Annotated in this window: 22 protein-coding genes and 1 tRNA gene; 11 read left to right on the forward strand and 12 right to left on the reverse strand. The window is 60.8% G+C overall.

What is annotated here, in order from left to right:
* Window position 1: 1 nt before the first annotated feature.
* Window positions 2-682, forward strand: a complete 681-nt coding sequence (locus VES88_17025; GenBank protein HYN83185.1) for a hypothetical protein — start codon at window positions 2-4, stop codon at window positions 680-682.
* A 115-nt stretch (window positions 683-797) separates the two neighbouring features.
* On the opposite strand, the gene VES88_17030 is transcribed toward VES88_17025, so the two are convergent.
* The 5 genes from VES88_17030 to VES88_17050 form a co-directional block, all read right to left on the reverse strand.
* A complete protein-coding gene (locus VES88_17030) occupies window positions 798-1,343 on the reverse strand; it encodes a MerR family transcriptional regulator (protein HYN83186.1) in 546 nt (181 codons plus the stop codon).
* Window positions 1,250-2,281: an alpha/beta fold hydrolase gene (locus tag VES88_17035; GenBank protein ID HYN83187.1), complete on the reverse strand. Its 1,032-nt coding sequence runs from the start codon at window positions 2,279-2,281 to the stop codon at window positions 1,250-1,252. The genes VES88_17030 and VES88_17035 overlap by 94 nt, the downstream gene beginning before the upstream one ends.
* Before the next feature lie 1,225 nt (window positions 2,282-3,506).
* Complete coding sequence (locus VES88_17040; protein HYN83188.1) at window positions 3,507-4,352, reverse strand: MqnA/MqnD/SBP family protein; 846 nt, start codon at window positions 4,350-4,352, stop codon at window positions 3,507-3,509.
* On the reverse strand, window positions 4,349-4,939 hold the full coding sequence (locus VES88_17045; protein HYN83189.1) for a hypothetical protein: 591 nt from the start codon (window positions 4,937-4,939) through the stop codon (window positions 4,349-4,351). The genes VES88_17040 and VES88_17045 overlap by 4 nt, the downstream gene beginning before the upstream one ends.
* Before the next feature lie 313 nt (window positions 4,940-5,252).
* The gene (locus tag VES88_17050; protein ID HYN83190.1) at window positions 5,253-5,693 is read right to left on the reverse strand and encodes a CBS domain-containing protein; all 441 of its coding nucleotides are present in this window, start codon (window positions 5,691-5,693) and stop codon (window positions 5,253-5,255) included.
* 382 nt (window positions 5,694-6,075) lie between these two features.
* Here VES88_17050 and glnA point away from each other — a divergent pair, with 382 nt between their 5' ends.
* The 3 genes from glnA to VES88_17065 all read left to right on the forward strand — a co-directional run bounded on the left by glnA (window position 6,076) and on the right by VES88_17065 (window position 9,067).
* Window positions 6,076-7,419, forward strand: a complete 1,344-nt coding sequence (gene glnA / locus VES88_17055) for a type I glutamate--ammonia ligase (GenBank protein ID HYN83191.1) — start codon at window positions 6,076-6,078, stop codon at window positions 7,417-7,419.
* A 110-nt stretch (window positions 7,420-7,529) separates the two neighbouring features.
* On the forward strand, window positions 7,530-8,144 hold the full coding sequence (locus VES88_17060; protein HYN83192.1) for a sigma-70 family RNA polymerase sigma factor: 615 nt from the start codon (window positions 7,530-7,532) through the stop codon (window positions 8,142-8,144).
* A 5-nt stretch (window positions 8,145-8,149) separates the two neighbouring features.
* On the forward strand, window positions 8,150-9,067 hold the full coding sequence (locus VES88_17065; protein ID HYN83193.1) for an anti-sigma factor: 918 nt from the start codon (window positions 8,150-8,152) through the stop codon (window positions 9,065-9,067).
* Window positions 9,068-9,153: 86 nt separating this feature from the next.
* On the opposite strand, the gene VES88_17070 is transcribed toward VES88_17065, so the two are convergent.
* Window positions 9,154-10,098 (reverse strand): iron-containing redox enzyme family protein, encoded by a 945-nt coding sequence (locus VES88_17070; GenBank protein ID HYN83194.1) that lies wholly within the window; start codon window positions 10,096-10,098, stop codon window positions 9,154-9,156.
* 300 nt (window positions 10,099-10,398) lie between these two features.
* On the opposite strand from VES88_17070, the gene VES88_17075 reads away from it, so the two are divergent.
* From VES88_17075 to VES88_17085, 3 genes are read left to right on the forward strand one after another with little or no spacing between them, the layout of a single operon-like run.
* The gene (locus VES88_17075; protein ID HYN83195.1) at window positions 10,399-11,421 is read left to right on the forward strand and encodes a methyltransferase; all 1,023 of its coding nucleotides are present in this window, start codon (window positions 10,399-10,401) and stop codon (window positions 11,419-11,421) included.
* Window positions 11,418-12,722, forward strand: a complete 1,305-nt coding sequence (locus tag VES88_17080; protein HYN83196.1) for a phosphoribosylglycinamide synthetase C domain-containing protein — start codon at window positions 11,418-11,420, stop codon at window positions 12,720-12,722. The genes VES88_17075 and VES88_17080 overlap by 4 nt, the downstream gene beginning before the upstream one ends.
* A complete protein-coding gene (locus VES88_17085; protein HYN83197.1) occupies window positions 12,719-13,024 on the forward strand; it encodes a hypothetical protein in 306 nt (101 codons plus the stop codon). Before VES88_17080 ends, VES88_17085 begins: the two co-directional genes overlap by 4 nt.
* A 14-nt stretch (window positions 13,025-13,038) precedes the next feature.
* Here the strand turns inward: VES88_17085 and VES88_17090 are convergent, their stop codons facing one another.
* Genes VES88_17090 through VES88_17100 form a run of 3 tightly spaced genes read right to left on the reverse strand, consistent with a single transcriptional unit; the run spans window position 13,039 to window position 14,581 of the window.
* The gene (locus tag VES88_17090; GenBank protein ID HYN83198.1) at window positions 13,039-13,809 is read right to left on the reverse strand and encodes a phosphatase PAP2 family protein; all 771 of its coding nucleotides are present in this window, start codon (window positions 13,807-13,809) and stop codon (window positions 13,039-13,041) included.
* Complete coding sequence (locus VES88_17095) at window positions 13,806-14,060, reverse strand: hypothetical protein (GenBank protein HYN83199.1); 255 nt, start codon at window positions 14,058-14,060, stop codon at window positions 13,806-13,808. The genes VES88_17090 and VES88_17095 overlap by 4 nt, the downstream gene beginning before the upstream one ends.
* The gene (locus VES88_17100; protein HYN83200.1) at window positions 14,060-14,581 is read right to left on the reverse strand and encodes a GNAT family N-acetyltransferase; all 522 of its coding nucleotides are present in this window, start codon (window positions 14,579-14,581) and stop codon (window positions 14,060-14,062) included. Before VES88_17100 ends, VES88_17095 begins: the two co-directional genes overlap by 1 nt.
* Window positions 14,582-14,744: 163 nt before the next feature.
* Between VES88_17100 and VES88_17105 the strand changes: the two genes are divergently transcribed.
* Window positions 14,745-14,816: transfer RNA gene (locus VES88_17105), tRNA-Cys, on the forward strand.
* Window positions 14,817-14,844: 28 nt separating this feature from the next.
* Here VES88_17105 and VES88_17110 read toward each other — a convergent pair.
* Window positions 14,845-15,732, reverse strand: a complete 888-nt coding sequence (locus VES88_17110; protein ID HYN83201.1) for a hypothetical protein — start codon at window positions 15,730-15,732, stop codon at window positions 14,845-14,847.
* Between the two features lie 121 nt (window positions 15,733-15,853).
* Window positions 15,854-16,249: a peptide-methionine (R)-S-oxide reductase MsrB gene (gene msrB, locus VES88_17115; protein HYN83202.1), complete on the reverse strand. Its 396-nt coding sequence runs from the start codon at window positions 16,247-16,249 to the stop codon at window positions 15,854-15,856.
* Window positions 16,250-16,365: 116 nt separating this feature from the next.
* Here msrB and VES88_17120 point away from each other — a divergent pair, with 116 nt between their 5' ends.
* The gene (locus VES88_17120) at window positions 16,366-17,775 is read left to right on the forward strand and encodes a retropepsin-like aspartic protease (GenBank protein ID HYN83203.1); all 1,410 of its coding nucleotides are present in this window, start codon (window positions 16,366-16,368) and stop codon (window positions 17,773-17,775) included.
* Window positions 17,776-17,790: 15 nt separating this feature from the next.
* On the opposite strand, the gene VES88_17125 is transcribed toward VES88_17120, so the two are convergent.
* Window positions 17,791-19,128, reverse strand: coding sequence for a PQQ-dependent sugar dehydrogenase (locus VES88_17125; GenBank protein HYN83204.1), 1,338 nt, complete (start codon window positions 19,126-19,128; stop codon window positions 17,791-17,793).
* A 114-nt stretch (window positions 19,129-19,242) separates the two neighbouring features.
* Here VES88_17125 and VES88_17130 point away from each other — a divergent pair, with 114 nt between their 5' ends.
* Window positions 19,243-20,250: a lipid A deacylase LpxR family protein gene (locus tag VES88_17130; protein ID HYN83205.1), complete on the forward strand. Its 1,008-nt coding sequence runs from the start codon at window positions 19,243-19,245 to the stop codon at window positions 20,248-20,250.
* Between the two features lie 315 nt (window positions 20,251-20,565).
* Window positions 20,566-21,735, forward strand: a complete 1,170-nt coding sequence (locus tag VES88_17135) for a winged helix-turn-helix domain-containing protein (GenBank protein ID HYN83206.1) — start codon at window positions 20,566-20,568, stop codon at window positions 21,733-21,735.
* The last annotated feature ends 23 nt before the right edge of the window (window positions 21,736-21,758 follow it).

Raw genomic sequence — 21,758 nt, forward strand, 5'->3', positions numbered from 1 at the left:
CATGCGGCAGCTGTACGGGCTCGCCCGTCCTGCAGTTGGATGGGAGCGCGACTATCTGAGATCGAGAATCCCGGATTATGACCCACTCTGGCTTTCTCAGCTCGCCGCGAGCGGAGCGATGGTATGGATGGCGGAAACCACGGAGAGCGTGACCGGGCAGGGCTCACGATTGCTCTCGCGTGTGCGTTTTTTCGAGCGAGGCACCGGCTCGTTATGGGTCACGCCCGACGACGATGATGACACGATAGCCGCGAGGTTGTCGCGACTCAGCGCCGAGTCGCGGAAGATTCTGGAGTTCATCCAGAAAGAAGGCGCCTCGTTCATCGGCGACATAGAGCAGGGCACGGGCCTGACGGCGCAGGCGGTCAGGCGCGGCTTGCGCGAGCTTGCTTCGGCGAGCTTCGTGACGAACGACACAATCGAAGCGCTGAGGGAAGTCATTCGCTGGCGAGCGTTACCGACTCCCGGTCAAGCTGATCCGACGCGCTGGCTGCCTGCGGACTACAGCCCTTCCCCAAATCGGCGGGTGGTACAGCGCCGGCCGAACCTTCGACGTCTGCCCAAGTGGAAGAGGCCCGATCGTCCGGGCGGGATGACCGGGTCCTGGAGACGATCTCGCGAGGCCGCGCGGGTCGGGCGCGCTAATTGTGACACGGGCCGGAAAAGTTGCACTTTCGGTTGAAGGCCGCGGCCGTCGCATTTCGATCGCCAGCTGGATGCAGCGAGAGGAGATCGACGAGGCGAAGGAGCTGCTCTCGCGGCACCTTCGGGGAGAAAAAGGCGCCCGCTACCTCATGCTACCGGATATCCGCTCGTCCTAACGCTGCGCGAACCGCTTCGCGCATGGCGATCACTGCTTCTTCGCGTGCCGCCGGCAAATCGTCACGAATGTGAAGCTCGATTCCATCGGCAATTGCTGCTCTTCGCCAGCTGTGCGACTCGTCGCCGTCGTGCGCTACTGCGACGTCTGCTCCTGCGTTCAGTGCAGGTTCCAGTGAGCCGGCAATACGACGCTCGAGCGCGTCGCCGGTGAGATCGCGCATCTCGTGCCTGATGGTATCGAGACTCTGTCCTTCACGCTGCCTGATCTTGATGGCAAGCAGCTGAAGCAGGTGGCGATAGTTGTAGGTCGCCGCGGTACCTGTCCCTTCGGGCCGGTCGAGTAATCCGCTCGCAACATAGAAGCGCACTGAGCGTGCGCTCGGTGCTGCGCGTGCAGATGCGTTCGTAGGACGCATCCCGGCGGCGTCTACGAGAGCCGTGACGTGACTGGCGAGGCCGCGGGCGTTCCAGGGAGCGTGTTGAGCGTGTGCGCGGAGGAGAGCGACAGCCGATTCAGCCATGAGGATAGGATAACATTAAAATCATCGGGCCGCTCATCGTGCGGAACGTCACCCGCGGGCGAGACAATGGCCGTTTCGAGGTCGGGCTTCAGTGTTCTGAATCCGCGCGATTCCTCCAGCGCGGGGGTGCTTCCCTCTTCACCCCAGATCAGCAGCGAAGGCTGAGTCAAACGTCGTAGCGCCTGACGCACATCGATGTTCAGATGTCCTGAGAGAAACGCGGCCGGTGCATGACGAGCGCCGCGCTGATGAGAGGTCCAATAGTAGATCTCGACCAGCTCGTCGGTCACGATCGAATCGTCAGCGTACGCTTTCTCGAGAAAATTTCGGATGCTTCGCCGGGATACGAGCGCATTGAACATCGCAGTCCCGACAATCGGCGTATCCACAGCGAGCTGACCCGCTTCTCCTGCAATGCTCGCCGCCCGGTTCAGGCGAACGAGTCCAGCCGGTGCTACGAGAACGACGGCGGGGAAACGCTGCGGATCGCGCGCGCCGAGAACAACGGCGTAGGCGCCGGAGAGAGAAGCCGCTACGAGCACACAAGGATCTCCGATCACCTGGTCGGCGAAATCCGAGATCAACGAGATATAAAGTCGAGCCGAATAACGAATGGCAGGGCGATCAGAGCGTCCAAAGCCGAGAAGATCCAGAGTGTAAACTGTGTTCGTGAGAGCGAGGTGATCCACGTTGTCGTGCCACTCGTACGACCAGGCGGCAGGGTGTATTCCGTGGATCAGAAGAAGCGCAGGACCCTTTCCTCTGCGGGTGAATGAGATTCGGCGGCCACGCCAGTCGAATCCTCCCTCTTCTCCGCCGATGAGATTGGTGAGCTCGTCAACACCTTTTCTGGCGAACGCATTGTACGCAGCGGCGACGCCGAGTATGGCACCGCCCGACATGACGATCCTGCGCCAGCGATTATCGTTTTCGTCCATCGGTCCCCTGAGCGACGCGCTGCAGCGCTGAAATGTGCAGCGCTCCCGCCACAATCATGTGGCGGGAGCGCTACGTCGGCCAGAGGCTGCGAAGTCTTGTTGCCCGGACTTACCGGCGCCGACCCCTCGACGAGCCGCGAGTCGAGCGTGCCCGCGCGCCTCGACCGGCGGAGCCCCTCGTTGCACTTTTCTTTGCGCTCCGTCCCGGGGCGGATTTTCTCGAGGAGCTTCCCGCTTTTCGAGCGCTCGACGCCGCGCCTCGCGCTCCGCTTCGCCCTCCACTTCGTGCTCCCCGAGCGCCAGCTGAGGATGCGGTCTTTTTCCTGGCTCCTTTGCGTGCAGCGCCTGCTCGGGACCCGGCACTCTTCCGCGAGCTTCGTCCTCCGGTCGTTCCACCTGTCCGCTTGGCAGCGCTCTTCCGCGACGACCCGCGAGCTCCCGCGCTTTTCGCGCTCGACTTCCCGGCTGTCGATTTCCCGCTACCACTCCGCGCGGAAGTTTTTCGTGTCGCGGTAGTCGCTCCGCGGGAAGACGCGCCGGCTGTTCTCCCGGCCGGCCGGGCTTCCGAGCCGCGGGACGTGGATGTGCTGCGTTTCCCCGGAGACTCAGCCATGCCGCCGGCGGCTGTGTCGGTGCGAGCGCCGGCACCTGACGTATCGGCGGAAGGCTTGGCGTCCTGGTCCTCGAATAGACTTCTGCCGGTTGCGCCGAAGGCTGATCCGGAATCGCGCGAGGTCGACGCACCCATGAGCGCACGATCGCGATTCGCATTCGTAGAGCCTTTTGGTCTACCGCGTCTGCCACGCGGGGCACCACCACCGAAAAGATCAGCCTCCTCTTCCTCTTCCTCTTCGACATCATCGGTGTCGGCGGTTTCAGCGGTTTCTTCGTCGTCATCATCGACTTCGTCGGCACTGTCCCAAAGGCGATCGCTGTGATCCTCGTTTATCGCCCAGCCGCCGTTTTCTTCATCCTCATCATCCTCGAACGGCCGCTTAGCACGTCCGAAACCTCCGAGATCATCCGAATCATCGTCCTCGGCAAATCTGAAGGGCTCTCTTAACTCCTCACCGCCTGGCATACGTCCCCCTGTTGCGTTTCAATTTACCGAGTCGAAATGCATGATCGTCGGCCCCGCCAAGCTGCACGTCGCGTGCCTTATGTTACTGCTCCAGCAAGTGCGTGGCGCCGGTCTCACTCCGAATACAACGGCGCCCATACGTCGTCAAGTAGGGCGGTCATCGACAAACTCGACCGTGACAGGGTGCGGAATGATCCCTGCCTCCACGCCCCGGGCGAGGAAGAGACGAATAGCTTCCCGCCCGCGGTCTCCATAGTCGAGTGTCCAGTCGTTTACATACATGCCGACGAAGGTGTCAGCGTCCGAGCGTGCCAGGTCTCTGGCATAGCGCATAGCGTGGTCGAGCGCATCAGCGCGGTGGCTGAGCCCGTAAGCAATGCTTTCACGGAGGTGCCTCGAAACCCTTCGCTTGAGGCCTTCATCGAGGTCTTTCCGAATGACGTTCCCGCCGAGCGGCAAGGGGAGACCTGTCTCGTTGAACCACCACTCTCCCATGTCGGCAACCAGGTGAAGGCCCTGCGTGGCGTAAGTGAGCTGCCCTTCGTGAATCAGAAGCCCTGCGTCGATCTCACCGTCGAGCACGGCGTCGTCGATCTTGTCGAACGGCATGAATACCGGCTCGAAGTCAGGCTGGTAGAGACGCAATGCCAGATACGCGCTCGTCAATGGGCCGGGTACCCCGATTCTTCGCCCGCGCAGATCGTCCTTTGTCATTACCGAGCGTGTGACGAGTCGAGGTCCGTACCGATCCCCCATGGATGCGCCGTGGGACAGCAACGCATAGCGCTCCGAGAGGTAGGCGTAGGCATGAATTGAAACGGCGGTGACCTCGAGCTCGCCCTTCAATGCCCGCTGGTTCAAAGTCTCGATATCCTGCAGCTCGTGGACGTACTCGACGCCATCGACATCGATCTTCCCGGTAGCGAGCGCATAAAACATGAACGCGTCGTCCGAATCCGGGCTGTGGGCGAGATGTATTACCTCCGTCATCCCTTGGTTCCAAGCGAGCGGCGTGCATTGGCAACGGCGTTCACGATATCGTCGCGATGCCGATCGTATTCCGGCAGTTTTTTCGATGCCTCGGTCTTCTCTACGGCGAGTATCCTGGATTCGTACCGACGGCGTGCTGCCGTGTCTTCGGACAGCGAAGCAATGCGGGCACCGAGTATGAGTCCGAGAAGGTGGTTTGGATTCTCGAGAAGAATCGTGTCCGCCTGTGCCTTGGCGAGCGGAATGGCACCTGCCACTTCAGCGATGCGCCCCATGTCGTAGCGGTGGTCGAGTGTCATCGGCGTGATGAGCCGGTACGCCTCGATTGCCATGGGCGCGAAAAAAAGAACGCTATCAGTCTTTCCCGCGCTGGCGAGCAGCATCACTCTGTTGAAAAGCCGCTCGGCGCGCTCCTCGGGTGACATCCTGGAAATGTCCGGTCCCCGACTGCCCGGCATCGCTCCCGTGGCGGGGTCGTCCGGAAGGGGGCTCGCTTCGCCGAGTGCTGCCTGAGGTAACGCGTTCAGCGGAGCATCGAGGCTGCTGCCGCGGCTGGCGTTGAAAAACTTTCCGGCAGACATCGCCAACAGAGCTAGAAGAGTTATGGCAGCGATAGCCCAGGGAAGGGAAGACGTGATCCCTCCGCGTACGGCAGGCGGCGATGCGAGTGGCACGGACGAGGGAATCGCGGTGCCCACTGGCTTGCCGCAGCGGTGACAGAAGCGCGCGCCGGGAGACAGGGAAGCCTGGCAGCCCGCGCACGCCGATGCAGAAAGTGTAGCGCCGCATTCGGCGCAAAAGCGGCCATGGCCTGCCGCGCCGCAGGCCGCACAGACGAGTTCTGGAGAAGACGGGGACGTCATGGCCTAGAACCTAAACAGGCCATGACGCCAGCGCTCGTCAATCCGCGTGCTTGCCGTAGGGGCGAGAGATCTGTTCGACCGTCTTTTCCGCTTTCAGACTGTCCCCTGCCTCGAGAACGATGTCCGCCTGGGATACGATGCCGACCAGGTCACCGCGCTCGTCGACGATTGGAATTCGGCGCACCTGTTCTTCGGCCATCAGGCTCATGACGCGATCGATATTTTCGTCGGGCCGACACGTTGAGACGTTATCGGTCATCGCCTCTCTCACCGGACAATCGCTGGTGTGGCCCTCAGCGACGTGACGCATGGCGATGTCACGATCGGTGACCACTCCCACAAGCCGGCGTGAGCCTTCGCTTTCGACGACGGGGAGCATTCCGACGTTGTGGTCCTTCATTATTCTCGCGGCTTCAGTGATTGGCGTGTCCGGCGTCACCGTGCTGGGATCGGCGGACATGATGTCCTGGATCTTCATCGTTGAATGCTCCTGGGTCGGCGGGTTTTTGGGCTCGGCGGCAGCGTGAGTATGGGAATGGGTCGCGCAAGGTTCATGCGAGGTTCATGCGAGGTACCGTTGGTCGAATCACACTCCAGTTTGGTCGGATCGTGCCGGTTTACAGGCTGATGGAGAGGGCACCGAGCAAACCGCGTCGCCCCACCGAAATTACCAACTTGCAGCGACTTGAGTGCATTTATGAGATTTTGGAGCGCAAAACCACGAGAAATCCGCGAAATGGTGCATGTCGTGCACGTTTCGTTTGACACTCCGCACGAATTGCCGTAGCTTCCCGCCTTCCAAAAAAACCTTCCGCTACCGCCACCTAGAGGCAGCCTTGCCACCCAAATCCCGTTCGACCGTGCCGGATACTTCCGGCGCGAGCAAGAAGGATATTCTCGACCTTGCCGCAAAGAACAACGTTCGATTTCTGCGCCTGCAATTCACGGACATCCTCGGCATCAACAAGAACGTCGAGATTCCGCAGACGCAGTTTCAGAAGGCGCTCGAAGGCGACATCATGTTCGACGGCTCTTCGATCGAAGGCTTCGTCCGAATCGAAGAATCCGACATGCTGCTCGCCCCTGACCTCGCGACTTTTCAGGTATTCCCGTGGGGCGATCCGGACAACCGAGTCGGACGACTGATCTGCGACATCACGACGCCGGATGGTGAGCCGTTCGACGGTGACTGTCGAGCTGTGCTGCGCCGCCAGCTGGACAGAGCGCGACAGATGGGATTCAGCACGATGAACGCGGGCATGGAAGCCGAGTTCTTCATGTTCAAGCTTGGCCCGGATGGTGAAGCGACTACGGTGACGCACGACGTTGGAGCTTACTTCGATCTCGCGCCCGTGGACCTTGGTGAAGACGCGCGCCGGGCGGTGGTGGATGTTCTGGAGCAGATGGGATTCGAGGTTGAAGCCGCGCACCACGAGGTCGCGCACGGCCAGCACGAAATCGACTTTCGCTACGCGGATGCGCTGAAGACCGCCGACAACATTGCGACTTTCAGGTTCGTCGTGCGGCATGTGGCGCAGCAGTTCGGCCTCATGGCGTCGTTCATGCCCAAGCCGGTCTACGGGCAGAACGGCAGCGGCATGCACACGCATCAGTCGCTGTTCAAGGGGAAGGAGAACGCATTCTGGGACAAGGATGCGAAATGGCAGCTGTCACAGACCGCGCTGCACTACATCGGCGGGCTTCTCAATCACGCTCGCGGGTTCTGCGCGATCACCAATCCTCTCGTGAACTCATACAAGCGCCTCGTTCCGGGGTTCGAGGCGCCGGTGAACGTCGCATGGTCGATGCGGAACAGAACACCGATGATTCGCATTCCGGACCGCCGGGGACTCGGCACACGGTGCGAGCTGCGAATTCCCGATCCCTCGGCGAATCCCTATCTGGCTCTTGCAGTGCAGCTCGCGGCGGGCCTGGATGGAATCGAAAAGAAGGCTGATGCGCGGGAACCGGTGAACACGAATATCTGGGAGATGTCGCATCGCGAGAAGCGCAGACTGAAGATCGACGACCTCCCTCACAATCTCGAGGAGGCGTGCAATGAGCTCGAGCGAGACCAGGTGATCAAGGACGCCCTCGGTGAGCACATCACATCGAATTTCCTGGAAGCCAAGAGGCTCGAATGGGAGGAATACATCACCCAGGTCTCACAATGGGAGCTCGATAATTATCTGGCGAAGTACTGAGCCGACGGCGGCACCAGGTACACCGTGATTACAAGCCAGCAGCGGATTCAGCGCTGCTGGCTTTTTTGTCACTTGGCGGCTGAAAACGCGCCACTGTAGATTCGCGGCAGATGAATCCATCCGAGCAGGAGCTGCCGTATACTCGTGACATCCGATCAAACGCGGAGGACGTTGCGTTGATCCGGAGAATGTGCGACGCCGATGAAACGGCGCTCGGTGCTCTGTACGATCGCTGGATGCGGTCACTGCATTCTCTTGTGGTTCATCTGCTCAAGGATCCGGATGAAGCTGAAGACGTGGTCGAAGAAACATTCTGGCAGGCATGGCGAAAGGCGTCGTCTTACGAGCCTTCACGTGGAGCTGTTTCCACCTGGCTTCTCACCATTGGGCGTCGCCGGGCGCTCGACAGATTGCGTGCGAAAGCGCGTCGTCGCGAAGATTCACTGACCCGAGAGGGATGGGTGCTGGCCGAGATGCCGTCGAATGCGCCTGATCCATTGCAGACAACAGAAGGTGCCGAGCGCCGAAGGCATGTTCTCGCTGCGCTGCGCGAGCTGCCGGAGGAGCAGCGCGAAGTACTGGAGCTCGGATATTTCAAGGGGCTTACTCAGCCGGAGATCGCCGAGGCGACGGGCCAGCCGCTCGGAACCGTGAAGACGCGGATGCGTTTGGCGATGCAGAAGCTCCGGGAGCCATTGTCGATGTATCGCGAGAGCGCGCCGTGACGGACATGAGCCACGAGGAAGCGTACTCCGAGCTGGCTGCGATTGCTCTCGGCGCAGCGTCGACCGAGGTGAGCGCCGCGGTGCGGGAGCATGCGGCAGCCTGCCCGGAGTGCGGCCCGGAGCTGGTGGCGATGGAAGAAGCTGTCGCCCAGCTCGGGCAGCTGGTACCGTCCGCAGTGGTGAATCGTGGGCGCGCCGCCGGGATTCGCTCACGCCTGGTGATGCGCGCGCGCGGAGAGCGTGAAACGCGGTCTTCGGCAGCTCCAAGGGCGCGTCCGGACCTTGCACGAGGAGTTGCAAGCCTTACGGGATTGGGGCACAAGCTCACGCCTGAGTCTCAGCGAGCAGTCGAAGCAGAAATAAGGAAGGTCGCGCCACAGGAGAAGCGGCGGACGTTCGTGAGCGGGCCTGTTCTCCTGGCTCTTGCGGCCTCCATTGCCTTCGTGGTCGTAGCGGTTCAGCTGGGGCGCGTGATGGCTGAACGTGACGCGTTGCGTGCCGAGGTTGCCTCGGGCGCGGATACCGCCAACGCACCTGGCACCACGGGAGGGCGGCGCGCGGAGAACGAAGCGCTGGTCGCCGCAATGGCGAGCCCCGATGTGAAGATCGTTCCGCTCGCGAGCGGAAATGCGACACGAATGGGTCGTATGTTCTGGAATCCATCGTCGAACGACTGGACGTTCGTGGTTTACACGATGCCTCCACCGAAGCCGGGAATGACGTATCAGATCTGGCTGGTAACCGACAGTACGAAGATCTCAGCAGGCACATTCAACCCGGATCAGCGTGGACACGCGTTCATGCAGGCGAAGTACGCTCTCGACAGAGATGCGTTGAAGGCAGTCGCTGTAACGGAAGAGCCGGCCGGAGGAATGCCTGCTCCGACTGGCCCGATAGTGATCTCGGGGTCAGCGACTCCCTAGGACGATTTGCGTCTCGAGGATTTCCGTCCGGATGATTTTTTTCGCGCTGCCATGAAAGCCCTTCCCAGCGAGATGTGAATAGCGGCTCATGCCGCAAGTGTTCTGGCGTGAGCCAGGCAATAGTCGAAATAGTCGAGACTGGCGTCGGCGCGCACGATCAATCCTTCGGCGATACCGGTGCGCGACCGAGGTATCGAGCGCACCTGCGGCTCGATTACGTGTGAGAGCCAGCCTTCCGCATGGCCGATATCGATGATCGCGTGTGCGCCGTAGTAGACAACGGTCTTCTTGCGAATGCCGACGCGCAACGCGCCGTGGACGAGCCGTGTGCAACGCTGCGGCGCAAGGAGCTCGACTGCGCCGAGCGCACCCTGTGCGCGAAAGGCATTTCGTCGAGCGATGCTGCACCATAGCATGACATTGACGCCGGCAAGAATCTGCCACGGCAGCTCCGAGGCCCGCGGTGCTTCCAGGGCAAGGTCCGTAATGAGCCTGTGGAATAAGTGCGTGTGCACAGCGTGACTCCGGCCGCGACCCATCTCATCCCAGTAGTTCGAAGCCATCTCTATCTTCACTTCACCGCGTGTCCCTACCTGCGCCAGGGCAACGAGGTCGTCGAAGGCAGCCTCTCCCGCACACTCCATCCGGAAGAACCACTCGAGTTGGCGCCTGTCGGCTTCGCACGCCACAAAGGTGTAGAGGTCGTGCTCGTACAGCGGATGCGCAAACGCCGCATTGCGATACCATGCAGCAAAATCCTCGGGCGCAGCGGGCAAGCCGTCCGGAGAAAGGTCATACACGGAGTGAGCGCGGCGGAGCATGTCACGCTCCCAGGGCGCTTCGAGCTCGAGCATCAGCCTGCAGGACAGCGGGTGAAACTGATAATCAGCTGCGTTCTCCTGTGGCAGCTTCATGTGCTGCTGGTAAATCAAGAGAAGCGCACGATGCAGCTCGTCGCGTGCAGAATGATCTATCCAGCCCGCGCTCTGTCGGTCCGTCGTGCGGTCTTCCGGATACGCTTTTTGGGCCAATCGTCCAGCTTCTGACACGATTTCTGACTCGAACGCTGGATTGCGTTTCAGAAACTCGTCAAGCGACAGCTCGGTCAGGATCCTGTTCAGGCGCTGCGAAAAACTCTCTTTGCGGTGACGTGACAACTCGCTCTTCGGAAGCAGTAGAACTTCCGGGAGCTCAATGGTTTCCAACATCGAACCAACTGTTCATGCGGAGTCCGGCATCTATAGACGGTGCGTTGCTTGCATCCAGCGAGTAACCACCGTCCTCTTTTGCAAGAGGCGAGCCTTTTACCGCATCCGACATACAGGTAGCCAGTGCCATATCGGTACGGACGGCCAACGCCATCTTCGTCCGCGCTGCTATCACTGCTCAGTGAAGCGGGCCGCCTCCGCGCGTTCGTTCCCCCGTTCCGGTTCACGTCCTTCTTTTCACCGGAGGACACTCTGCTGTGCATGATTGCAGCCGAAGCTTCACTCTCTCATGCGCGACAGCCGGGAATGTCTATGCCGGGTCGAGAGCCGTTGCGCATCGCCGAGCTGACATCGGGAAGTGGGCTGATTGGATTGCATCTTCTGAGGATCGAGCGCAACAGCACGCTGCTGGGCCTCGATCTGGATCCATCCGCTGCAGCAGTAGCGGCTGACAATGCAGAAATGCTTGCCCTTACTCGTCGAACCCGATTCACGCGAGCAGACCTTGGGTCGCGAAATACGGAGAATCTGCTGGTCCGGCAGAAAGCACAGCTGATCGTATGCAATCCTCCATATGTGCCCGAGCCTTCGAGCGGCAATCTGCCGGTCGAGGCGGGCGCCGGCCCGGATGGCACAGCTCACCTGATGCGGGCCCTCGAGCTTGCACGGATTGTAAGGCCGCGTGCGCTTGCGCTCTCATGGTGCAGCCTGTCCGATCCCGAGCAGGTGGTCAAGGAAGCCGAAAAGAGCGGCTATCGGCTCAATTCACTCTTTGTCGCACTGATTGCCGATGGAGAATACTCCGGCGCTGTGGGCGGGTACCTGCGCTCTCTCCGCACGGCGTTTCTCAATGATTCGCCGGAGACACTCGGGGCTATCGCCCCCGACGGCTCGGCGTCTTTTGGGTACCTGTTGATGTCGGGGGAGTTTTCGCGCGCGTCTTCCGGCCCGCAGCGCCGGGAAGCAACAGCCAGCGAGCAGATACGTACGATTTGCTCGCGCTTCGCGCGTCGCGGACTCGCGTCACTCGATTCGCTGCAGACGTCGTTCCCCTCGAGAGTCTGGCTGATGGATCGGTGGGACGAGGTCAGGCTGCGTGCGTTTCTACACGGCGATGTGCCGCGGATGTCGGTTGCCCCTGCGTGAGATTTCTGGGCGTAGGTGAAACGAACGACCTCGGCGACATGTACCTTCGACTGCTCGCGCGCGGGCACGCAGTGCGTGTCTACATGTCGGACGCGGCGTCGCAGGGCGTAATGGAGGGGATGCTTTCCTTCACGAGCGACTGGCGCGGCGAGCTGGACTGGATCCGCACCGCCGGTGACGACGGGGTAATCCTCTTCGAAAACGTGTCGGAGGGAGAAACCCAGGACGAGCTTCGAGCTGCCGGCTACAATGTGATCGGCGGCAGCGCGCTGGGCGACCGTCTGGAGACGGATCGCGCTTACGGCCAGGAGGTTCTGCGCCAGGCGCATGTCGGGACCATCCCGACGCACGAGTTCAGCGACTTCGACTCCGCTTCGAGATTCGTGCGCGAGGCCCCTCGAAAATACGTGCTGAAGCTCAACGGTACCGGATGGCAGTCGAACACCACATACCTGGGCGAGATGGAGAGCGGTGCGGACATGCTCGCAGTGCTCGAAGTAACGAGGAAGCGCTGGCCTCGTGATCACGATGTCAGCTTTGTCCTGATGGACCGTGTGTCGGGCGTCGAAGTTGGAGTTGGAAGCTTCTTCAACGGCAGGGAGTTTCTCAAGCCGGCAAATCTCGACTGGGAGCACAAGCGATTTTTTCCCGGCGACATCGGCGAGCTGACGGGTGAGATGGGAACCGTTGTCACCTACCGCCGAGCGGAAAAGATCTTCGACTCAACGCTTGGACGGCTGGAAGCACTGCTGAGGTCGTCCGGATACTGCGGATACATCAACCTGAACACAATCGTCAACGACCAGGGCATCTGGCCGCTCGAGTTCACGTGCCGCTTCGGCTATCCCGGATTTTCGATACTCGATGCACTTCACGCCAATGGCTGGGACGAGATATTCTCGCGCATGATCTCTCGAACCGAATCGAGCTTCCGGACCCATGATGGCTACTCGGTCGGCGTAGTAATGACCGTTCCACCATTCCCGTATGCCGAGGGTTACGAGAAGCTCGGCAAGAACATGCCGATAAACTTCAGGGACGGGCTCACGAGCGAGGATCTCGATGGAATTCATTTCGGCGAAGTCGCGATGCACGACGGCCAGCTCGTAACCGCGGGAATGATCGGCTACATCGCGGTTGTCACCGGTCGGGGAGCTACCGTCGAGGGCGCCCGCGAAAATGCCTATCGCGTTGTGAACAAGATCGTCATTCCCAGCGCGCGATATCGCAACGATATCGGCGAGCGAGTGATGTCCGAGAGTCTCGAGGAGCTCGAAAGACTGGGCTGGCTGGCCGAATGAGGCGGCGAGCCGGACAGGAATCGGAAGCGGTGAAGCGTCTCGTGCATGGACTCGATGACGACGCGGTCAGAGACATTCTCGTTCATTGTCTCGAAGGCAGCATCTCTTCCTCAGTCGCGCTGATGCAGCTGCTCGTCGAGACCGGGGATCCAGCAGTGGTGCGTGCCGCGGTGGATGATGTGACACGTCGTGCGGCAACGCTGTCACGATCCGGTGACAGCCTTCTGCGCGATCGGGTTGATGATCTGACTCAGCTCGTGGTGGCGAAGCTCCCTGCGAATCACGGAGATGCCTCGGTCTGAAGATTGGAGGGCGGTCAGCTCTTTTCTGGTGATGGTGCCGGTATCTCGTCCTTCTTGATCTCCGGAGCCTGACGCTGCCCGAATCGCTGAATAGCCTCGAGCGTGGCCATGCAGAACGCGGCCCATGAAAGGCCTACGATCGTGCCCGCGAGGATGTCCGACGGGTAATGCACGCCGAGATACATCCGGCTAATCGATATCAGGGCAATGATCACCGCGGCGAGGAACAGTGTTGCCCAGCGTGCCCATCGACGCTTCTGAAGCCTCGCGGCAAGATAAGCGACTGTGCTGTAAACGATCGCGGCACTCATCGCGTGTCCTGACGGAAACGAGGACGTTGCCACCTCCGTTCCCCAGGTGAAGACATTCGGACGCGGTCTGTCGAACCGCAGCTTGAGCACGTTGTTGAGGAGTATTCCTCCGACGGTAGCAACGACCAGCAGGAGTGCCGAGTATTTGTGGCGGGTAAGCGTCAGAAACAGTCCCGAGATGCACACGATCGTGATCACTACTACGCCGGTGCCGAGCGCAGTGATCTCGAGCATCGCTTCATTCAGAACGGGGCTGTGATATCTCTCGATCCACTTGAGCGTCGCTTCGTCGAATGCCTGGGTGCCTCCAGCCATGACGTGGCTTGCGAGCTCGGAGAATATGAAGGTGCCCGCCGCTGCGACGACCAATCCACCGACCAGGAAAAAGCCAAGCGCCCCGAGGAGAGACCCGGCTCGCTTGACCAGAGCCCGGAGCGTGTCGAACAGCGGGTGCGCAGGCAGCTTGAGGCTCACCGGTGCCGCCGATCTCCCAGCCTGCGATCATTCTGCCGTCTGTCGCCCTTCCCTCGCGTTCGAATCCACCTCCACGTGGCAAGCATTATCAGCGCACCGATAATCCAGTACAGCGGAATCATCACGTCGTGCAGCGCGGGCATGGACCTCTCGATCCAATAGAGTAGCCCTGCGACAATGAGCGCGAGCACCCACGCCGCGATCAGTGGAGCAAACCGACGGCGAAAAAATGGCTGTGTGGAGCTGGCCATCACACGCGGCCAGCCAGTCGCCGCAACGGCTCACCCATCAAACGGTACGTCCGCCAGTCATCGAGTGGCATCGCGCCGAGTCGGAGATAGAAATCGATCGCGAGCTGGTTCCAGGCCAGCACCGACCATTCCAACCGGCCGCAATCCCGGGACAGCGCGATTTCCGCGAGTGCTGAGAGCAGTGCGTAGCCGGCCCCCTGCCCACGCGCCTCGGGAATGACAAAGAGATCCTCGAGGTAGAGACCACGTGCCGCCAGGAACGTCGAGTAGTTATGGAAGAAGAGTGCGAAGCCTACGGGCTTTTCGCCCGAGAATGCCAGGAGAACCTCAGCATCCGGCTTCTCCCCGAAAAGTGAGCGTCGGAGACGACCCTCCGTCGCGACGCACGAGTCGGCAAGCCGCTCGTACTCGGCAAGACCCTGAATGAACGAAAGGATCAGAGGTGTGTCCTGTTCCGTTGCCGGCAAGACTCGAATCGCAGCGGAATCCAGGTTCACGGCGGGAGCATCGATCTGGCGCACAACACTGTCAATGACATCTTCGTTCCTCCGTGCAGAGTATCGTTCGACGAGAACAGCCGCGCGTCGGGATCGACGCTGTCGAGTACCGGAGGTAGCAATGGGCGTGGGGCCCGGCTAAGATAAATCAAGTGCCCGTGCGTACCACGCACAGGCATTTTCTTTCGGCGCCGTGGCCAAGTGGTAAGGCGGCAGACTGCAAATCTGCTATTCGTCGGTTCGATTCCGACCGGCGCCTTTTTCGTTTCAGACTGAGACCGTGCGAATCAGGTGATCTTGAGCGCCTGAACCATGCCGTGGACGAAGTGCGGCTGCTGATCCTTGGCATCCGGGAAGAAGCAGACGAGAACATAGTCGCCAGCATCGAGATTCGCGGTGAAGAACGCATGCTGTCCCTTCACAAGGCCGACGACACCGCCCGACGGCATTCCCGGTGGGTTGTGGTCCTTGTCCGAGACGGGCAGCCACTTCTGGAAGTCTGCCATCGTCTTGCCCGGAGCGAGCTTGAAAAGGACGACCTCGTGCGGCTGGCCGGCTGCGTTCTCAACACGGATCACATTTTCGCCGCTCTTCAATGGCGTCGAGAACTCGAACTTGTAGTCGGATAGCGTCAGTGTCGTAGTCGGTGCCGGCTCCGGAGCGGGAGTCGTGGTTGCAGCGGTGACGACGAGGCCACGCGTCATTCCCTTCATTGCGTGAGGAACGCCATCTGTCGAAGGGATGAAGCAGACGAGCGCATAATTACCGGGGTCGAGCGTCGAAGTCGCCGCGGCTGTTCCACCAGGAGGCGCCGCGTTCGGGCCGCCTGCGAGTACCACCCAGGACGGAGGGGGGGCACCCGGTTTCGACGCCTTCATGGCCGCAGTGAAATCATCGAAAGTCTTTCCTTCGGTAAGCCTGATGATCTGCACCTGATGGACCTCTTTTCCCTCATTCATGAGGTGCATTGTCGTCAATCCCGCCGGAATCTGAGCGGGGGCCTCGAACGAGAAGTCCTTACCGACAACGTGAACGACGTTCGCGCCTGCTGCGGGGGTCGCGGTAACAGCTGCTGTATCAGTCGCCGCGCTGTCCGGCGCTTCCTTCACCGTGCACGACACAAGAGCCACTACAGCCAAAATCGGGGCTGCGCCGAAGATCCTGGGGTGATGCATCACTCCTCCATACTGCGGGGCAAGTTCTGCTGGGAAAGCGGAAATTTCAGCCTCCTGACGTGATCGTCAAGCGACCTGGCTCTCTACTGAGCGGATCGGCCGGGCTCACGCGAATAACGTGTTACTTCCCTGTCTTTTCAAGGGACGCCGAGTTGATGCAATAGCGGAGACCTGTCGGGTCAGGCCCGTCATCAAAGACGTGGCCGAGGTGGGCGTCACACTTGCTGCACATCACTTCAGTGCGGGTCATGAAGAGGCTTCTGTCTGTCTCGGTGGAAACGCTGTCGGCGGCGGCGGGCTCATAAAAACTCGGCCAACCCGTTCCTGAATCGAACTTCGCCTCGGAATCAAAGAGAACATTTCCGCAGCAGATGCACCTGTAGACTCCGGGCTCCTTCGACGAATTGTACTTGCCGGTGAAAGCCGGCTCAGTGCCTTTCTGTCGCGTGACGCGAAATTGCTCGGGTGTCAGCTGCTGCCGCCACTCGTCATCGGTTTTGTGAATTTTGTCGGCCACTACGGGGACTCCTGTTCAGGGCGCCAAGTCCGTGGCGCAGCGCGGTTCTTACCTCGCTTGTACGTTCGCCGCACTTCGGCGGATGCACGAGCAAACAGCTTGCAGTATCCGTCCTCGTGCACAGTGACATATTAGTCCCTTCTCCCGAAGATCAGGAGCCAGCAATAGGAATTCTCGCGAGTGGCTCGATCAAGAGAGCAGTCGCCGGTGCACTGGTCGCGGTGAGTGCTGCCTGCGCTTCCGGCCCGATTCAGGTGGAAACGGCCGCGATCGTCATGCCCGACACAGCGAGCAGGCCCGTGCTGCGCATGCGAAAGCCTGCGCCGGCGAGGAATTTCTGGACGGCGATGGTCAACCTCGATCCGGACTACCCAAAGGCCCATCCGACAACCGTAGACGAACGCCGTTTCGCGGATGCCCTGAGGATGGCGATGGCGGGGGACGCCGACAATGCGGAACTGCTGCTCGACAGTCTCCAACGACAGACCACCGACGCGCTCGTGCAGTCGTCGTCGCGCATTCTATTGACCGCGATGCTGCAATATCAGAACAAGTGGAAAGATCTGGGTGAGCTCGCAATCGCGAGAACGACTCAACTGGATTCGCTGGACGGGGACCGGGCCGGTGTGGAGTTCTGGGCCTCGGCGTTCAAGGGTGTTCCAGATCGTCAGATCGTATTTCCGGCTGAGCCTGTAGTTCTACGTTTGACGCTCTCGGCAGCCGCGACGCCGGTAATTCCGATTCAAATCAACGGCAAGCCAAAGCTGTTCTGGCTCGATACAGGCTCGAGCATGTCGATCATAGCCTCCGACGTCGCTCTGGAATGCGGCGTGGAGCCCCTGGTCAGGGATACGCTCGAGGTGGCGACGACCACGGGGCGAGTGCCGGCGCGCCCGGCAGCGATAAAGCGCCTCGATCTGGGCGGAATCTCGATCACGAACTCGACTGCGATGATCGTCTCGAGCGAGCTGATGCAAGTAGGTATCGCCGACCCCGGGAACCCTGCCGCAACGAAAAAGATCGATGGCGTCGTAGGATTCGACATCATCAGCCGGCTCAACGTACAGATCGATTATGTCAACGGGACCGTCAGGCTGACCAAGTCGGTAAGGAAGTCGGCCGACGCATCGCGCAGAAATCTTTTCTGGGTGGGAACGCCGATCGTGCGACTCATCGGACCGGGCGGGATACCGGTTCATCTCGGTCTGGATACCGGGGCGCAGGAGACGTACGCAACCGAGCGCATGCTCGGAAAATTCCGCGTGAGAACGTTTCTTGGCGAGCGACAGCAGGTTGGAGGCTTAGCCGGAACGAAGACATTTCGCGGGCGCTTCGTTCGCAACCTCCGGCTCGCGCTTGGAGACCGGAACTTCCTGTTTCAGAAGCTGCTCATATTCGCACCCGCGGCTGCTTCGGTCGTGAACCTCGATGGCGTGCTGGGCAGCGACATCGGGCGAACCGAAATTGTGCAGATAGATGCGACGAACGGAATCTTCAGTGTCGAGGCACCGGCGCAGCGCCGGTGAGTGCGCGCGACCGGATCACCCACCGGTCCACGTCACGCGCCAGATTCTGCCTCCAGCGTCGTCACTGATGTAAAGCGATCCATCAGGGCCTTGCGCCAGCCCCACCGGCCGATGAGCCGCGCCGTTCGGTGGCGGATTCTCCACTGAAAACCCGTCGGCAAATACTTCGAAGTTTGATACCGCCGCGTTGTCTGCGATCGGAAGGAAGACGACCTTGAAGCCGGCCTGCGGAAGCGGCGCGCGATTCCATGATCCGTGAAACGCGACGAAAATACCGTTGCGATACTTCGGCGGAAATCCGGATCCCGAATAAAACAGTGCGCCGTTCGGCGCCCAGTGCGCGGGGAATGGGTAAATCGGCGTCTTCACCCGCTCGCAGCGACCAACCGTCGTCCTGTTTCCGCCGTACTCGGGTGCGAGCCGATACTGGCGAGCGCTTCCATCGTAATAGCAGAACGGCCAGCCGAAGTCGTCGCCACCATTCACCTCGACGAACATTTCCGCCGGCAGCTCGGCGTTCTGCTCCGGTGTGACGAGAGCCGGCCAGTTCTGCGACAGCTGATCGCGACCATGAGGTATGGTGAAGAGTCGCTCGCCCGCGGGATCCAGCGTCAACGCAACCGCGTTGCGAATTCCGGTTGCGTGACGCAACGACGTTGATGGTGTTTGTCCTGAACCTTTCGCGTCGAATTTCCAGATGCCAGCGCGCGTGAGGAGCTCAGGGCAATCCGGCACTCCGAGCGAGCCCGCGACGCGATCACGCTCCTGACACGCGTTGGTCGCCGATCCAAAGTTGACGTACAGCGCTCCATCTGAGGCAATAACGAAGTTGCGAGCGTCGTGTCCGGGCTGGCCCGGCATATTCGATACGACAATCTGCGGTGCACCACTGGGCTTGAGCTGTCCCGCCGAAAGTGGATACCGGACTATCGAAGTACCGTGGTCGGCGTAGAGAAAGCCATTGTAGAGACCGATGCCGGTCCCGCCGGCGGTGCCGAACCTCTCGACGACGTCCGCTCGACCGTCGCCGTTGGTGTCTCGAAGTCCAACCTGACCGGCCGCGATTGAAGCCACGCGTCCTCGTCGCGCGGACCTCAGGTTGACGAAGACATCACCGTTCGGCGCCACAACAAGGTGCCTTGCGGCCCCAATGCTGTCGGCGAAGATCGTCGCGCAGAATCCAGCGGGCAGCCGAAGGCCTCCCTGGCCCTGACTGCATGCCACGCCGGTGCGCGCCTGGGACGTTGCGCCGTCACTGCCCGGGCTCGGGCTCGCGCAGGCAGCCATCACGAAGCCGCATAGAGTAGCGGTCAGGGCAACGACAAACGATCGATATCGCACGCGCAGATTCATGATGTCATCTCGTATCAGGGTGTTGGCGGGACCAGGAGATGCCGCAAACCCGCATTCCATATGCCGCAGGCTTCAGCTTGCCCGCTTGCCCACGCGGTGCTAGCGTAGCCGGCAATGAAGCCGAGCCGGGCAGGAGTGCACGCCACAGGACTGTGCCGTATCACATTGCTGGCGGTCTTTTTCGCCATGGCAACGCCGACAAGCGCGCAAACTCTGTCCGGCGTGACCTTTCAGGTCGACAACGACTATTTCGATTTCTGGATGCCGGGAAACGAGCGGCCCGACGACAACTACACGCACGGCCAGCTTCTGCGAACGGTGTTCAACGTGGCACCCGCGTGGATGCGCCGAGGTGTTCCGAGCTGTGGCGAATCACTCGCTTCACCCACATCCCCGAACCGCTGCGCACAGAGTTTTCTGACGATTTCGCAGGAGATATTCACGCCGACCCATGATACGCCGATGCCGGTGGTGGGCGAGCGACCGTATGCGGGCCTCCTTTACGTTGACTTTGGAAGATCCATAGTCGACAGAAGACAGTCACGATCTCTTGCCATTCGTCTCGGAACTACCGGGCATCCATCCGGCGCAGAAGCAGCCCAGACGCTGTTTCATAGGCTGCTCGATCAACGGCATCCCAAGGGATGGGATTACCAGATAGGCGCAGAGCCCGTGATCGGCATTACCTATGGGCGGCAGTATCTGATGACGCCGGATCTTGCCACAAGGCGGGGCGCGTTACAGGTGATTGGCGCGGGACGCACTACGGCGTCACACGTCCAGGCGAACCTGAGCGCGGGTGTGGAGGTGAAAGCCGGCTACAGAGTTCCTCATCCGTGGACTCCGGCTGCCGAAACTGACCGTCGCGGGGTCAGATTCTTCGTGCTCCTTGGCGGCTCCGAGAAATGGGTTGCGCGCGACCTGCTGCTCGAAGGAAATACGAAATGGACAAACGAGCTCGTGACTAAGCGGCCGTTCGTTTTCGAATTGATCTGGGGCCTTGGAGCCGGCATCGGCAGCTACGCCGTCGAATACCGCGCCGTGAGCCGCAGCCGTGATTACCTGACGGGCCCAAGCTGGCATCGCTGGGGGAGCATCTCTCTCATCCACGGGAATCTTTAACGTACATCATCGCCCACAACGCGTCGTCAATCATGGGCGGAGGCGAGATATGGCTTGCGCGCCTCCTCGCTGGCCTCGAGCGACGCGGCCATCGCGTGCTTCTATTGTGTCGGAACGCTACGGTCGCAACGGAGGCAGGCGAATACGGCATCCCCACGCGAGTTCACGTCCTCGGCGGCGATCTGATACTTCCTCACGCATCGGCGCGTGAATGAGGCTTTCAGCTTCGACCGGATGCTCGATGATTGGGAGGCACTCTGCCGTGGAACCGGTGACACCTTGCCGAACTTGCGTTAGACTGTTATCTAACCTACCATGGCTCGAGCAGTTACAATCCGGTCGCGGCTGAGTATTTCCGTCACTCCACGCTTCGAGCTTTTCTACGCTCTCCGAGCCCTCGACGCGGGTGCTACAGCAACTGCCGGCTGGAGGCAGCGCAGCCGCCGATTCCTGCCCGAAGATTTCAGCGCAACAGTAGCCAGAATTGCTCCGCATCCGTTGATGTGGCCGCTCCTCGCTGATGCGCTCCGAGATGCGAAGCCGGACCCAGACTTCTCTGAAATTGTCGGGACAATCCAGTCGGCGGACGATCGCGTGTTTCAGGAGTCAGTGCTGGGCGGAATTTTTCGCGACAGGGAAGCTGTCGCGGAGCTGATCGCAGGAGCCCGCTCGCTCGAGCATGCAGTACGTGTTGAAGCAGAAGCAGACCGCTCGCTTGTGGCGCTCCTGGGACTTCACCCGTTCGATGGATCGAATGCGGTCGCGATTGCACTGGGGAGAGTCACCGACGATCCCGTAGGATACCGCGCTGATCTGGCCGCTGCGCTCGATACGTTCTGGACGCTCGTTTTCCACGAGACGTGGAGAGATCTCGGCCCGGCGATGGACCAGGCGAAAAAGACATTGCAGTCCTCCCTCGCTGGCGGCTCCCCATCCGAATTCGCGCGAGACGTTGGGCTTCCCGTCGCGTTGGATGACCGAAACAGGGTTGTGGCGAGTCTTCGTGGACGCACGCTCTATCCTTATGCCTCCGTCCGTGAGATTCACGTGATTCCATCGGCGTTCAATGACGCTCGGCTCTGGGCTGCGTATGCTGATGGCGCGGGCTCAGTCCGGCTGTTCTTCCCCGTGTACCGTCCGGAGCTATTGCGCGAAGATGTCAGAAGCGTCGACCCCGCCACGGCTTTCCGCGCGCTGGGGGATACAACCCGGTACGCAATTGCTTCTGTGCTTGCCCACGAGCCTCAGACTTCGGTGGAGCTCGCAAAGGCATTCGGGGTGTCAAAAGCGACGATATCACATCACGTTCAGCTCATGCGCGCAGCAGGTCTCCTCGAGGAGAGCCCTGCCGACAATGGAGTAATGCTTGCCCTCAATCGAGAAACTGTCGAAGGAATCTCAGCTGCTGCAGTGCGCGAATTGTATGGCGGAGGCAACGATCCGGTGATCAGGCGAAGTCGGCGTCAACGCACGCCACACCCGTAACGCGCACCGCGCTCATACGCACG

The organism is Gemmatimonadaceae bacterium (genome assembly GCA_035633115.1).
Taxonomy (GTDB): domain Bacteria; phylum Gemmatimonadota; class Gemmatimonadetes; order Gemmatimonadales; family Gemmatimonadaceae; genus UBA4720.